The following is a 15,853-nucleotide window of genomic DNA, read 5'->3' on the forward strand; positions in this document are numbered from 1 at the left end:
AAGTAAGACTATATTTACTAAATAATGTAAATAATAATTGATGGTTCTATTAAATAAGACAAAGTATAGTGCTATTATTTAAGGTGTATAAAAGTTTTAATAGTGGGAAATAAGAAAGTGTTAAATTAGATGTTATCAAAAAATAACTACCAAGAACGTCTACGTAAGATGGAAGCACGTCAAGATCGGTTTTCTATTCGTAAGTTTTCGATGGGAGCCGCTTCGGTTTTGATTGGGTTCTTCTTTATTGGAATGAGTAATGGGGAAGAAGTTAATGCGGATACACTAGCCAAGCCAGACCAAGGTAATGGACATCCTGAGCAGGCGAGTGGTCAGAGTGCTGAGACGAAGATTCCTAAGAAGGTTATTGTTGATAAAGGGAATACACTTATAGCAGATAGGGATGCGGTTAGTTTAAATAAGGCTGAACAAGCCGCTGTTAATAATAAAACTGCCCTTAAACAAAATTCAGTTGAAAAAGCTCAAACTGAAACTGTAAATAAGAATCAAGCTAGTCAAAAGACTCAAGAAGAAGTTAAGCAAACTCCAAATGAGACAAGTGTAAAGACTATTGATCAAACAGCTACGTCTAAGACGCCTGTTAATGATAATAAGCAAGAAGTAGCTGCTGCACAAAAAGTCCAACAAGCAGCAGTGAGGGATACAAATAAAACGGCAGTTACTAATACCAACAATGCTTCCATTCAAAGTAAGACTGAAACGGCAGCTTTAACTGATAAGAATGAGCCTAAGAATGCACCTACTAATAACGATCAAATGGTAAAAGAGAGCGACAAGAAGACGCCGAATATTACAGTGGATCCTGAAGTAGCTGCTTTTCAAAAAGAATATCAAGATTTGCAGACGAATTTTGATAAGTTGAGTGCTGATGAACGCACGCAAAGAGCTGCCAAGATTCAAGCTGATTACGAGAAGATGAGCACACAAGCTAAGACGCAGTTTGCTTTGGCTAATGGAGTAAATCAGCAACTTTATTCTGTCAATAATGGTGTAGCTGACGTTTCAACGTTTGCGGACTTCACTAAGGCGCTTTGTGATAAGAATGTCACTACCATTAACATGACTGGAGATATTACAGCAGCTGATAATCAGAGTGCGTTGAAGTCTGGAACGACAAGCGGTATTGTAGCTGATTTACAGGGCCTAAAGACCTATGAAATGGCCGCTGACTATTCCTTCGGCTCAGAGTATAACGATATTGCGCGTACTATCACGATTAACGGTAACAATCATACCCTTGATATGAATAAATGGACGATTACTTTTTCTCGTCAAAATTATGGGGATAATCCATGGGATTTTACCTTTAAGAATATGACTTTCAAGACTAATGCAGAAAACGCAAGTTATGGACCACTATATTTCTTCCATACAAAGGATTGGAAAGCAACACGAAAGTCTATTTATAGTACAGATTTAGCTAAGACTAATGTTACCTTTGATAATGTAAAAATTGAGGCTGGGCAAGCCTTGATGGCTAGTCAAGTTAACACTATCTTTTCAGGTAACACTACTCTAAGTACAACCTACAGTAAGCCAACAGTAAATTCAGCTAATATTACTGTTGCCGATAATTCTACTTTAAATGCTAGTGGCGGTACAACAATTTTAGATGCTAGCAACACTTTAACCATTGGCAACAATGCAAAAGTGACGATGAGTACTAATGGTCAAGATTTGGTAGGAAAAGACATTAATGTCGGTACTAATGCTACCCTTAATCTTACTGATAGTGAAAATACTGACTTGGGTAACTTTGCTAATAACGCTATTACCTTTACTGATAAGATGAATATTGGCGATGGGGCAACTATTAATATTAATACCGGTGATGCAAAACCTGATTCTAGCGTAAGTGTTCACGATGTTCGTGGTATTTATGGAAATACAGATACGCCCGAGAAAGCAGCTACTTTATCTATTGGTAAGAATGCTCATATTAATATGAGCATGGGGACAGGTCATTCAACTGCTATTTTGACCGATAATATGGACGTGGACGAAGGCACCCAAATTTTTATTACTACTAAACAAGATAATAATAATAGAATGGATAAAAATGATGTTAGGTTTGGTGCTGATCCTGATTTTAATCACTATGCTCCAATTACCATGGCATTTGATTCTGACGGTGAATTGCATTTAAAAAATGGTGCAAAGCTTCAAGTTATTCGTGATACTCAAAATGCTAAGGCTATAACGCCTATGATTTCATTTGGTAATGGTGGGGATGGTCGTAGGCAAATTGGAATTACGACTGGATTTATCAGTCCCCGATATTACACTTTAACTGTTGATGGAGGTGCCACACTCGATCTGCAAGATGATACTAGTTCTCAAGGAATTGCCAATTATAATTGGAACTACAGTGGATACTTAGATAGCAACGCTCAAAAAAATATTTTTTATCCTGGTATGATTTCGATGTTTGGTACTAACTCAATGGATACTGTCCAATTAGGTAGTGAAGTCAGCGATGGAAAATACGTTGCGCCAGCTTATATCAACTTACAAAGACGCGGAAATCAATGGGGACGTTTATTAAACCTTGAAGGTAAGGCTATTCCAGGCAAGTTCTTATGGAATCCTAATCCATTAAATTGGGCTAAAAATATTCAAAATATTGCTATTTTATATGGGGATGCACCTCTGGCACAATGGAATGGCACTAATAAGACGGCAACGCCTAATAATGCATGGAACATTGAGGAATTAGCTACTCAAAATGGTGGAGGTGATAGTAGTGCTAATTATGTCCCTGCTGATTTGAGTGAACTAACCAATGACGGCTTTGTTTTTAATAAAGGTGCTCAAAATGTCTCATTAGGTCAATCAAACGGTATTGTTGTGATGCCAGGAAATTCTAATGAAAAGAATTCCTATGCTACCTATAGTGATACTAACGGTACAAATGGTGAGGTAACTGGTAACAAGCAAAACCTAATGAGGTTGCAAAGTTTGCTTGATAACTTCAACTGGTGGAAAGCACGGCGCATTTCTTATGGAACTGATTTGTTAAAGACCGATTCAGATCATGGCGTCACAATTAGTCCGAGTGATCTTTGTACTCCAACGGTTGCTCCGCAAACTTATACAGAAGGCAAGTATGAAAACAATGCTCAAGACTTTGCTAATAATAAGGTCATTATTGGCGTAACTGATGCCAGTGGAAAGCAACTTTCTACAGATTTAGATAAAATCATTTCTAAAGAGCAGTGGGGAATTGATTGGACTCACACGGAGTTTAAGAACATCCTTGATCACAACGGAAAGATTGATCAAGCTAAACTTGCTGCTTTAAACAAGATTGATGGCAAGTCTGATACTCAAGCTTATGATGATACCGTTGAATACAATGCTTACAATTCGTTGATTGAAAGTATTAATAATCCAGATGGTTCAAGTGGCTATGATCCAACCAAGACTCAATTTAAGTTAAGCGACAGTACTAAAGAAGAGCAAACTTACAATATTCCAATGACTGTTACCTTTAGTGACGGTACTACAAACGTTACCTTGGTTCCAGTTACTGTTAAAAAGGCGAAGCAAACTACTCTTTATCAACCAAGTTACACTACACAAACAGTTGAGCAAGGAAAAACAGCTACCGTAACAGCACCAAGCTTTAAGTTCGTTACTAACAATGCGGATGGAACAATTACATATACTGATGCTAAAGCTCCAGCAGATGTAACTTATGCATTAACTGATAGTGCAATCAAGCCCGACTTTGCAACCTTAAATTCCGATGGCACAATTACTTTAGCACCAACCACTAGCGATGCAGTTGGTGTTTACTCGATTCCGGTAACTGTAACTTATGCTGATAAGTCTACTGACAATATTAGTGCCTTGGTCGATGTGACTGACGGCAAGTCTACTGTTATCTGGGGTAAGACGAATCTAGACGGCTCAGTTAAGGGCGCCGTTGTTGTGAAGCCTGGCACTGATACGATTCACAAGACTAGTGATACCTCATCTTCAATTGACAGTCTAGATCCTAAGAAGGCAGTTAGTGAAATTGATATTTATACTGCTGATGCTAATGATTCAACTAAGTTAGATCAGACTGCTTATACCTATGGTAATGGTGATTATGTCGATAGTGAGAAGAATTCAATCGGTGATGTGAGTGTTAATTACGCTGACACTGCCAAGCAGCTCGACACAACAAGTGACGATTCAACCACCTTGCCAATTACTGTAACTTTTGGCACTACATCACTTCCAGCTGAAAATGGCATTATTAACAATGGTGCTGAGACCAGATTGAGCGAAAATGTCAACTTCGCTGGAGCGGGCGCAATTTTAGGTAGCCAAATCAACTTGCCCAAGGGTTATGATGTAACAAAAGATCCAGAGGGATACTTTACTTCTAATCATTTAGCTACTTTAATTGACCATTCTGCTCTTGACAAGATTGATCCAGCCTTTAAGGTAACAGGTTATTCGTTGGTTGATACACCTGATACTAGCTCAGTTAAAGCTGAAGAGCTGACTGTTCGCATTAGTTTCGCAGATAAAGTGGGTGGCAATCCTACTTACTTAGATGTTAAAATTCCAAACGGAATTAACGTTACTACTGGCGATGCTGGTCAGTATAACCCGACCTATGCCGATACGGTTGATAGTAAGCAGCAAGCTGTGACCGTGACTCCAAGCTTTGGCAATAATAAGCCTACTGATGCAAATTATACTTTAGGTCAAACTAGTGAACAAAACTTGCCAGCAGCTATGAAGCAATATATTCATGTAAATAGCACGACGGGTGAGATTACTATTGATCAAGAAGCTATGAGCGACACTGCAAGTTATGAAATTCCAGTAGTTGTAACTTATAAGGACGGCACTCATGACAATGCAGTTGCTAAGGTTTATGAAGTTAAAGGAAAGGATGTAACTGATCCTACCTTTGCTAGTGATGCGATTAGCAACTTTGAGAATCTGCCAAGTGGAGCTACAGCTAAATGGGAGACGGCTCCAGATCCACATAAGTATTTACAAAAAGCAACAGTCGATGTCACTCTTCCAGATAATCAAACCACCACTGTTACTGTTAACGTAACTAATACTAATGCGTTGAAGCCAAACACAACTACAGTTTATGGTCAAGACACCACAACGACGATTACCCTTGACACTCCTAACTATCACAAGACCAGCACAAATAACACTCCGGCTGCTCCACGAGTTTCTAAAGTTACTATCGTCAGCGATAAAGGAGTTACTACTACTTATAACTTATCTAGTGACGGTAAGACTTACATGAGCACTGATGGCAAGAAGAGCTTTTCAGCTGATCAAATTACGACAGTTTGGGCAAAGGGATATACACTAAATACTAATGCTTCAAACTTCTCAACTGATGGTAGTCAAACTACTTTAGTTCCCGTAAAAACAGATAAAACTAGCGATGAATGGGACGGCACTCATAATTCTAAGTATCGGGTTGATATCACTCTTAGTGGAGATGCAATGACAATTTCTGGCATTCCAGATGGGGATGCTGGTTGGTGCAATGTCTATGCAAATATTTATGGTGCCAAAGCTGCCAGCGCAAGTAATGCCAACAAGCAATTAAAGGCCGTTCAAAATGTCGATTCTTCATTGGCTGATCCTAGTGCATACGTTGATACAACTGATTTAACTAAAGAGCATAATTCTGAAGTTGAGAATGTAACTTGGGATACCAAGCCTGATTTGACTAAGGCTGCTAAGAATGTTTCAGGCAATGTAGATATTAATTTTGCTGATGGTTCAAAGTTAACTATTCCAGTTACGATTGATGTTACTCAATCAGATGCTAATAAGTTTGAAACTGATAATACTGATAAGAATCCATTAACGCAAACAATTAGCGTTCATAAAGGTGATACTGTTGCTGCAGGTGACGCTATTAAGGGCTTCAGTGATGCAACTAAGACTAAATATGGTATTGTTGCAGATGGTACTCAATTTAATGAAGCTGTTTCAACTACTGACGTTGGCATTGTACCATATGCGGCAACTGTAAAATTTGCGGATGGTTCAAGCACCACCATTAACATTCCAGTTAAGGTTTACACGGACAAGTCAAACTTTGACGATGCTAATAAGAATAATGCTTTGACTCAAGAAATTACCGAAAAGATGGGGTCAGTTGTGGCAGATACGGATGCAATTAAAGGATTTGCTCCAGAAGTAATTACTAAGTATGCCATTGTTTCAACTGGTGATAATGCTCCTAAGTTTACTGCTACGATTGATACTTCTAAGGTAACGACGACTGCAACGGATTATGAAGCAACTGTTACCTTTACTGATGGTTCAACTACAACAGTCAAGATTCCAGTTAAGATTGTTGCTAGTGACGCCAGCGCATTTGATAATGATAATCAAGATAATGCCTTAGTAAAGCAAATTACTTGGGGTAAAGGAACCACTCACAAAGCTAGTGAAGCTATCAACGGAATTATCACTAAGCAAGGTCAAACTGATTACCACGTAACTGGTGCAAGCTTTACTAGAGTTCCTGCAACTGATGCTGTTCATGCAGCTCAAGACTTTGCCGCTACAGTAAGTTTTGAAGATGGAACTACGACGACGGTTGAAATTCCAGTCGCAATTACTGATAATGCCAGCGATGACAAGTCTATTATGCCAAATCCAATTGTCATTATTGTTGATTCAGGCACGACTCCTCAAACTCCAGACCCTAAGAATGGTGTGAAGGATCCAAATGCACCACAAGGCACCAAATATCAATGGAAAGAGACTCCAACCGTTCCAGATCCAGGTGATCAGCCAACTTCACCAACTGTAGTTGTTAAGTATCCCGATGGCACTCAAAAAGAAGTTTCAACTACTATTGTTACTGACTACAAGCCTGAAATTACTACCATCACTACGCCAAAAGACGTTGCCCCTAGTGCTGATAAAGGTATTTCTAACCTTAACAAGGGTAGAGGCTATCCAACTAGTGTAACTTGGAAGACAACTCCAGATGTATCTCAAGTTGGTCCAACAACTGAGACAGCTACAGTAAGTTATGCTAACGGTGTAACTCAAGAAGTAACTATTCCAATTACTGTAGTGAAGAATGATAGCGAAACTTATAATCCACAAGCAACTAAAGATCCAGTTAAGACTCCGCAAAAAACTCAAGTAGATCCATCTAAGGTTGTTGATCCAAGTACTTTGCCAACTGATCCAAATGACAAACCGACGATTACTTGGACTGATTCAAAGAAGGTACCAGATCCAACTAAGCCGGGTACTCAACCAGCTAATGTGGATGTTACATACCCAGATGGCACTGTTGACCGTGTTCAAGGTAAAGTGACTGTTGAAGCTACTCCAGAGATTGGGACGATCTCAACCGATCAAAATATTGTTCCAGATTTGACTAATAGTACGAATGCCAAGAAGGTTGTCACTAACCTTAAGGCTAGCGATGATCTAACTGCTGATGGTTATCCAACTAGGGTCAAGTGGACGACTACTCCTGACGTTTCAAAGACTGGTCAAACTACTAGCAATGTCACCATCACCTATAATGATGGCTATATAACTAAAGCAAATGTTTCAATCAATGTCATTGGCGTTGAAGATGGTAAAGAGAAGGTTAACCAAAAAGACAGCGATGTTTATAAGGACTTCACTCGTACCATTACTGTTGATGGGACCGCTCGACCTATCCAACACGTTATCTTGACTCGGATCAAGTATACTGATACTTCAAAGCCTGCCGGTCAGCAAGTTTCCTACTCAGACTGGGTAAGTGATAATGCAAGCTTTGCGGAAGTTGATGTTTCAAAAGCTGGCTATAGTGCTAGTGCTGTTGACGGAAGTGGTAAGCCAATTACTTTAACTAGTGATGGCAAAGTGCCAAGTGAAGCTATTGCACTTGATGATGCTAGCGTTGAAAAACATGCCGCAAATGAAGTAATTAAGGTAACCCATACTGCAAATGCTCAATCAATCACCATTAATTATGTTGATACTAATAGTGGCGATAAAGTAGATAGTCAAATAATTTCAGGAGTAACTGATGGTCAAGCTAAGATTAAATCAGCTTTAACTATTCCAGATGGCTATCAACTAAATGCTGATGATAAAGTTCCTGAAACATACACCTTCAAAGCTTCTGATAATAACCCAATTACTGTTAAAGTTGACAAAATCAACACAGTAGATCCTGATCCCACCCATAAAGGCGATCCAGATCAAAATGATTTGTTTGAAACTATCACTCGGACTATTACTTACACGAATCCGACAACCAACAAGCCAGTAACTGTAACTCAAGGGGTTGACTTCGAGCGTAGCAAGAAAGTTAACAACACTACTGGGGACGTAATCAGTTATGATGATTGGACTTTAGTTGATTCTAATAAGAGTAGTTGGGATGCATATAATGTACCAACATTTACTGATTACACGGTTTCCGCAAAAGACGATGCAGGTAATAGCGTGGACATCACAAGTGGTCAGATTGCTGGTCAAACCGTTACTGCTAACACTGCTAATACCACTATCACTTTGACTTATAGTGAAACTGATGCAGGTAAGTTTAAGGACAAGAATAAAGATAACAGCCAAGTTCAAACCATTCTGGCTACTCAAAACTCTGACCCTACCAAGATCAATGCCAGCGACGGTATTAAGGATTTACCAAAAGATGCCAGTGTTGCCTTTGATAATGGAGTTGTAATTGATACTAAGACTCTTGGAACTACAAGCTATCCAGCAACGATTACCTTTGCCGATAACACAACTGCTAAAGTTGAGATTCCAGTTAAGGTTTATAACGATGCAACTATCTTCAATGACGACAATGCTAAGACTCCATTAACTCAAACGATTACCGAAAAGCAGGGTACTGATGTTGACCCAACGGATGCTATCAATGGCTTTAGCACTAATGTGATTACGAAGTACAGCATTGATACATCTAACTTTAATGAAAAGATTGATACTTCAGCAGTTACATCCACACCTGTAAGCTATGCTGCAACTGTTTACTTCAAAGATGGATCTCATACCACAGTTAAGATTCCAGTTCAGATTGTAGCTAGTGCTGCTAGTCAATTTAACGATGCCATTAAGAAAGACGCAACAATCGTTCAAGGCATTATGGTCAATAAATATGATACTGTAGCTAAGAGTGATGCACTTAAAGGCATTAAGAATCCAGCAACTTACAATGTAACTACTGCTAACTTTGATGGAGACATTGATACAAGTGTAGTTGGTAAAAAGACTTATCCAGCAGTTCTGACATTTAAAGATGGTTCAACAACTACCCTTCAAATGCCGGTAACTGTGAATGAGAGTCAGGCTTCTAAGTTTAAGGATAATTACAAGACTGAAACTCAAGTTATTGAAGAATTGCTTAACAGTCAAGTTCCAGCAGCTGATGCCATGAAAGGTATTAAGAATGCGGTTGAAATTGGCGCAACTGGAGCAAAGTTTAATTATGATGTTGATACTTCAGTACTTGGCAGTAAAGACTACGATGCAACCGTCAGCTTTAGCGATGATAGTTCAACTATAGTACCAATTACGGTTAAGGTTGTTTCATTAGCAGACAAGTTTGACGATTCTGCTGATTTAACTGCCGTAACTCGTAAGATTGGTGAGACAGTTAAGAGTACCGATGCCATTGAAGGTGTGGTTGATGCAAGTAAGCATGGTGTTCAAAGTGCCGTCTTTAATGAGGATGTGCCAACTAACGAACAAGGCAGTAATCCATATGATGCAACTTTAACCTTTATTGATGGGTCCAAGAAAGATGTCAAGATTACTGTGAATGTGGGTGCTAACGAGGCTTCAACCTTTAATAAAGCTCAATTAGTTCCATTGGTGAAGATTCCAGTTGGTACTAAGATTGATTCGGCCGATACCACTAATGCTCAAGTTGCTTTAAAGGATCCTAGTCAAATTGGTAAGACTATCACTGGCATTCAATATGTGAATGTTCTGGATACTTCAAAGCCAAGAAACGTCTTTGAAACACCAATTAAGATTACCTTCAAAGATAGTTCAACTAAGACACTTGAACAAGCTATTCAAATTACTTCTGAGGCTGATAACTACACTGGTACTCCGCAAAATATTGATATTCTCCACAATACAACCATTGATCCAGAAAATACTAATAATGCAAAGGGTGCAGCTACTGATCCAGATAACACGATTGATCATATTCAGTTTGTCGATCCAAAGGACATTGATCCTTCAACTCTTAGTAAGCAAACGGCTCCAGCAGCAATTACCTTCAAGGATGGCTCAACTAAGACCATCAGTGTTCCAGTAATGATCATTCCAAATGATGCTGATAAGTTCAGTCCAAGTGATCTTAATAAGCCGATCACTGTGAAGAAGAATACGCCTATTAAAAAGGGTGATGAAGTTTTAGGAGCTATTAATAACGACAAGCAGGCGCAAGACAATGTTAAAAGTGTAACTTATGAAACTGTTCCTGATACAACTGTTCCAGGAACTACCTATCCAGCTGTTAAGGTAACATTTAATGATGGATCATCAATCACCACTAACTTGCCGGTTGTAGTTTCTACAACTAAGACAGGCAATCCATATCAAGCCGGCACTCAAGGCGTAAACGATGCTTCAAACTACTACATCTATCGTGAAATCATGATTCACCGTCCAGATTCTGATCAAGAAGATATCGTAACTCAAGTGATTCACTTTATCCGTAAGGATAAGAATGGCAACAGCAGTTACACTACTAACGGCAAGATAATGTATGTTCCATGGACAGTAGCCGATAGTGATGGCAATTCAACCGGAACTACTACAGCTCACTTTAAGGAATACCGTGTGCCAACAGTTGCTGATTACACACCTAATGAATCTTCGATTGCTGATGAAGAAGTTGACGGTGATCCTTATGGTGCTACTCCAGTTTCTAAAGATCGTGCTCAAGTTGAAAAAGTTGATATTAATTACAGCTTTGATATGAATCAAATTTCAATGACGTACTTAGCCGTGCCTGCCTCATTTACTCCAGGGAATAACTTGTTCTTACAACTGGCAGCTTATGATAATAAGACTGGGAAGCAAATCAAGTTACCAAAGAGTGTAAAGTTTGAAGCTAAGTCACTTCCAGCTGGAGTTAAACTTGATGAACAAACTGGTAGTTTAACTGTTCCAAAGGGGATGCAAGTAGGTAAGAATCAGGTTCAAGTGATGGCTGTTGCTCAAACGGGTCAAAAGGAAGTTGATGCTCAACTGAATGTAGTTAATAATAATTCTAATACAGGTCAAACTACACCAATTACTCCAGTAAATCCAACACCAATTACGCCGTCAACATCAACTACTCCTACTAAGCAAACTGATGCTGATAAGTTTGCTCCTCAAACTCAAGACATCACTACCACTGTAGATGATCTTCCAGATGCTTCATCTGCAATTAGTAATCTTGATAGTTTACCAAGTGGGAGCCAAGCAAGTTGGCAAACTGCTCCAGAAGTGAGCGAATCAGGTTCAAAGACAGCTAATATTGTGGTAACTTATCCAGATGGTTCGCAAGATACAACTTCAACAACGGTTATTGTTGCAGAAAAGACTCCGGAAAAGAAATCTCTTGTTCCAGTTGGTCAAAAGATTAAGACTAAGAAGAATGTTTTACCAAAACCAATTAAAGGTATCAAGAATCGAAAGTTAATGCCAGTTGGTACTAAATATGCTTGGAAGAAGAAACCAAATGTATCAAAGGTTGGAACTATTAAGGCGATTGTGAAGGTAACTTATCCAAATGGCAAGAAGTTCAACATTAAGGTAAAGATCGTTGTTAGTGATGTGATTAAAACACATACTTCAACAACGGTTGATCATTTGCCAAGTGCTTCGTCAATGCTTGAAAATGCTCCAGAAGGTACAAAGGCCCACTGGATTAAGAAACCCGATGTTTCAAAGCCGGGTCAAGCTAAAGGAACAATTGGAATTGATTATCCAAATGGCCAAAAGGAAAAGAAGGATATCTTCATTTCAGTTAAACCAGGAAATAGCTTGAGTATGAATTCTGCTAAACATGTAGAAAGATCAAGTTCCCATAGTCCAAAATTTGAAAGTTACGCTTATAATTCTCGTCTTGGTGCCTCCACGAATGGTGCTAGTGGACGCCAAGCAAGCGTAAAATCTGAATCAATTAACGGATTTACTTCTTCTAGCTCATTTTCACCATTGGCTGAAATTGGTCGTCAAGGTCAAATTAGAGCTAATAAAAATTTACGTTCAGAGTTAGGTAAGAATAATTCTGAAAATGTGAAGAATAACACTAATTCTAAGGAATTACCAGTAACTGGTGAAAAAGATAGTGAATTAGAAGCTCTTGGGATGATGGCTGCTAGTTTATCGTTGATCGGTTTAGCTGGGGTAAAGAAACGTAAACACTAGACAAAGCCTTAATATAAAAGGAGTTAAACAGTAGTTGTTTAACTCCTTTTTTTTATGTTAAACTTGAGATATAATTCACAAGGTATGGTAAGTGCACTACTTTAAATTTATAAAAAATAATTTGTTTTTTTAAAATATTGAAAAACTGAAAGCGCTTATTGTATAATAGTTTGTGTAAAGAAGAACAAGTTGTTTTTATGAAAGGACTTATTATGAGTAGAAAAGTATTACTTGTCGGTGATGGTGCTGTTGGTTCAACTTTTGCAAATGATTTATTGCAACACGTTGACTTAGATGAATTAGTAATTTGTGATGTCGCTAAAGATCGTCCTGTTGGTGATTCAATGGACCTTGAAGATATTACTCCATTTGTTGGTGAAACTAACATCCACCCAGGTGAATATTCAGATGCTAAGGATGCAGATATCGTAGTTATTACTGCTGGTGTTCCAAGAAAACCAGGCGAAACTAGACTTGATCTTGTTAACAAGAACGTCAACATTTTGAAGAGTATTGTAAAGCCAGTTGTGGATTCAGGCTTTAAGGGTGTCTTTGTAGTTTCTGCAAATCCAGTTGATATTTTAACCACTTTAACTCAAAAGTTGTCAGGATTTCCTAAGAATAGAGTTATTGGTACTGGTACTTCACTTGACTCAGCTCGTCTTCGTGTTGAACTTGCTAAGAAGCTTAATGTTCCAGTTGATAAGGTTAACTCAATGGTTTTAGGTGAACACGGTGACACCAGTTTTGAAAACTTTGATGAATCACTTGTAAATGACAAGCCACTTCGTGATTATAGCGAAATTAACGATGAAGTTTTAAGTGAAATTGAAGCTGATGTTCGTAAGAAGGGTGGAAAGATCATCTCTAACAAAGGTGCTACTTTCTACGGTGTGGCAATGATGCTTACTCAAATTGTGAAAGCTGTTTTGACTAATCAAGCAATTTGCATGCCATTGTCTGCACCGATTAATGGTGAATATGGTATTAAGCATGACCTTTACTTGGGTACCCCAACTGTTATCAACGGTGAAGGGATTAGCGCTGTTATTGAAACTAAGCTTTCCGAAGAAGAAACTAAGAAAATGCTTAATTCCGCAGATAAGATGCAAGAAGTTCTTGATGGAGTTAATTTAGACTAATTTCTTAAAGGGAGAAATTTAGATGCCTGTTGGAAAGAGAATTTACTTAAAGCGTAATTTGCCAGATCCTAAAGTGATTGAAGGGTTTAAACATATTCCTGCTTCTAATACTGCTGACTGTATGGAACGTAATTGTGCCATGCATCCCCGTGTGAAGTTGATGTCTAAACCTGACAGCGAAATGGTAGGACCTGCTTTTACGATCCATACTCGAGCAGGAGATAATTTGGCAATTTATGCGGCTTTAAGATATTGTCATCCTGGTGATGTCCTTGTCATCGATGATGAAGGCGACAATACGCGCTCTTTAATTGGGGAAGTTATGATGTCATATTTACGCGATCAAAAGAAGATTGCGGGAATTGTTATTGACGGTCCTATTCGTGATATTGATAATTTACAAAATTGGAAATTGCCAATTTATGCACGTAGTACGACTCCAGGTGGTCCTTATAAAGATGGTCCCGGCGAAGTGAATATTCCGATTTCATGCGGAAATGTGAGCGTTAATCCAGGAGATGTCATCTTAGGGGATGCCGATGGAGTAATCTGTATTCCGCGCAAAGATGCCGCTGGTGTTTTACCCAAGGCACAAGCTTTTCATAAAAAGGATGAAGAAAAGCAGATCGCCTTTAGTAAAGGTGATGTAGACCTTAGATGGGTTGATAAATCCTTAAAGGATAAGGGATTCGACATTATTGATGATATTTATCGTCCTTAAGTAAAAAAAGAGAATATGATATGAAAACATTAGAGAAAGTAAACTATAAAGGCTTTATCTGGCCTTTGGTAGTAGGAATAGTTCTGTGGTGTATTACTCCTTGGCGCCCAAGCGGACTTACTCCGCAGGCATGGGAAATGTTTGCAGTCTTCGTAGCAACCATCGTTGGCTGTATTACTAAACCTTTGCCAATTGGTGGTACAACACTTGTTGGATTAGTATTTACCGTTTTGCTTGGACTAGCACCAATGAAAGATGTGGTTAATCCAAAAACTGGTGTAGTAATGAACCAAGGTGTTCTGAGTTCATTTGGTAACTCCGCTGCCTGGTTGATTGCTATGGCCTTCATTATGGCTCACGGGATTAGCAAAACTGGTCTAGGTAACCGGATCGCCTACATTATGATTCAAAAATTCGGTAAGAAATCACTTGGTATTGGTTATGCGATTACTGGATTGGAATTGATTTTAGGTGCTTTGATTCCATCTAACTCTGCTCGTACTGGTGGGGTAGTTTGGCCAGTAGTTCAATCAATTTCAGAAGAAGGTTATCATTCAGAACCACATAGCCCATCTCGTAAAAAGATCGGTGCCTACATTGACTTTACAGCATTTCATGCCAATATTTTGTCAACAGCGCTATTTATTACAGGTGCGGCGCCTAACATGGTAGCTCAACAGCTTGCTGCTCAAAAAGGCTACCAAATGACGTGGGCTGGCTGGTTCTTCACAGCAGTTGTACCAGTTGCTGTTGCAACCTTAATTATTCCATATGTAATTTATAAGATTTATCCACCTGAAATTACTGAAACTCCAGATGCTAAAAAGTGGGCTGAAGATAAGCTTGAAGCAATGGGTCCAATGTCTGTCCCAGAAAAGATCATGACAGCAGTCTTCTGCTTGTCAATTATTCTTTGGGTATTGTCTGGATTCTTTAAGATTCCACAACTTGATGCAACATTTGTCGCATTCTTAGCTGTTGCACTTCTTTTGATCACTGGGGTTTTGACAATGAAGGATGCCTTAGCAGAAACTGGTGCTTGGAACATTTTGATTTGGCTATCAATTTTGATGTTCATGGCTGGTAAGCTTATCTCTTATGGCTTTATTGGCTGGTTCTCAAAGTTGGTTCAAAACGGACTTCAGGGAATTAGTTGGGGACTCGTATTAGGTGCCTTAGTACTTTTGATGTTCTATACTCACTACTTCTTTGCTAGTGGTACTGCCCACATGACTGCTTTATATTTGCCATTCTTGTCAGTAGCTGTTGCAACTGGTGCTCCACTTGGTCTTAGTGCAATGCTTTTGGCCTTCACTGGTGCAATCAACGCTTCAACTACTCACTATGCTAATGGTCCAGCATCTATTTTGGCCACAACGGGTTATGTAACTCAGAAGGAATGGTGGAAGATGAACTTTGTTTTAGGTTTGATCTACTTAGCCATTTTCGGATTTATTGGTACAGCATGGATGAAGATCATCGGTGTTTGGTAAAGTTGATTTGAAAATACAGGTTAGTTTTGACTAGCCTGTATTTTTGTTTGGAGTAGAAATTGAAATTTGAT

The 15,853-nt window shown here is 38.8% G+C and carries 4 protein-coding genes; all 4 read left to right on the plus strand.

From position 1 onward, the window contains the following. Window positions 1-129: 129 nt before the first annotated feature. The 4 genes from KBW87_RS03720 to KBW87_RS03735 all read left to right on the plus strand — a co-directional run bounded on the left by KBW87_RS03720 (window position 130) and on the right by KBW87_RS03735 (window position 15,782). On the plus strand, window positions 130-12,426 hold the full coding sequence (locus KBW87_RS03720) for a Rib/alpha-like domain-containing protein (RefSeq protein WP_057810992.1): 12,297 nt from the start codon (window positions 130-132) through the stop codon (window positions 12,424-12,426). Between the two features lie 212 nt (window positions 12,427-12,638). Then, a complete protein-coding gene (locus KBW87_RS03725) occupies window positions 12,639-13,568 on the plus strand; it encodes an L-lactate dehydrogenase (protein ID WP_057810995.1) in 930 nt (309 codons plus the stop codon). Between the two features lie 22 nt (window positions 13,569-13,590). Then, the gene (locus tag KBW87_RS03730; protein WP_057810996.1) at window positions 13,591-14,289 is read left to right on the plus strand and encodes an RraA family protein; all 699 of its coding nucleotides are present in this window, start codon (window positions 13,591-13,593) and stop codon (window positions 14,287-14,289) included. A gap of 20 nt (window positions 14,290-14,309) precedes the next feature. After that, the gene (locus KBW87_RS03735) at window positions 14,310-15,782 is read left to right on the plus strand and encodes a DASS family sodium-coupled anion symporter (protein WP_057810998.1); all 1,473 of its coding nucleotides are present in this window, start codon (window positions 14,310-14,312) and stop codon (window positions 15,780-15,782) included. Window positions 15,783-15,853 lie beyond the last annotated feature (71 nt).

Source organism: Lactobacillus intestinalis (assembly GCF_024397795.1).
In the GTDB taxonomy this organism is placed as follows: Bacteria; Bacillota; Bacilli; order Lactobacillales; family Lactobacillaceae; genus Lactobacillus; species Lactobacillus intestinalis.

Excerpts from the sequence above, each read along its gene's own strand:
- KBW87_RS03720 (WP_057810992.1), top strand. The coding sequence starts at position 130 with ATGTTATCAAAAAATAACTACCAAGAACGTCTACGTAAGATGGAAGCA.
- KBW87_RS03725 (WP_057810995.1), top strand. The coding sequence starts at position 12,639 with ATGAGTAGAAAAGTATTACTTGTCGGTGATGGTGCTGTTGGTTCAACT.
- KBW87_RS03730 (WP_057810996.1), top strand. The coding sequence starts at position 13,591 with ATGCCTGTTGGAAAGAGAATTTACTTAAAGCGTAATTTGCCAGATCCT.
- KBW87_RS03735 (WP_057810998.1), top strand. The coding sequence starts at position 14,310 with ATGAAAACATTAGAGAAAGTAAACTATAAAGGCTTTATCTGGCCTTTG.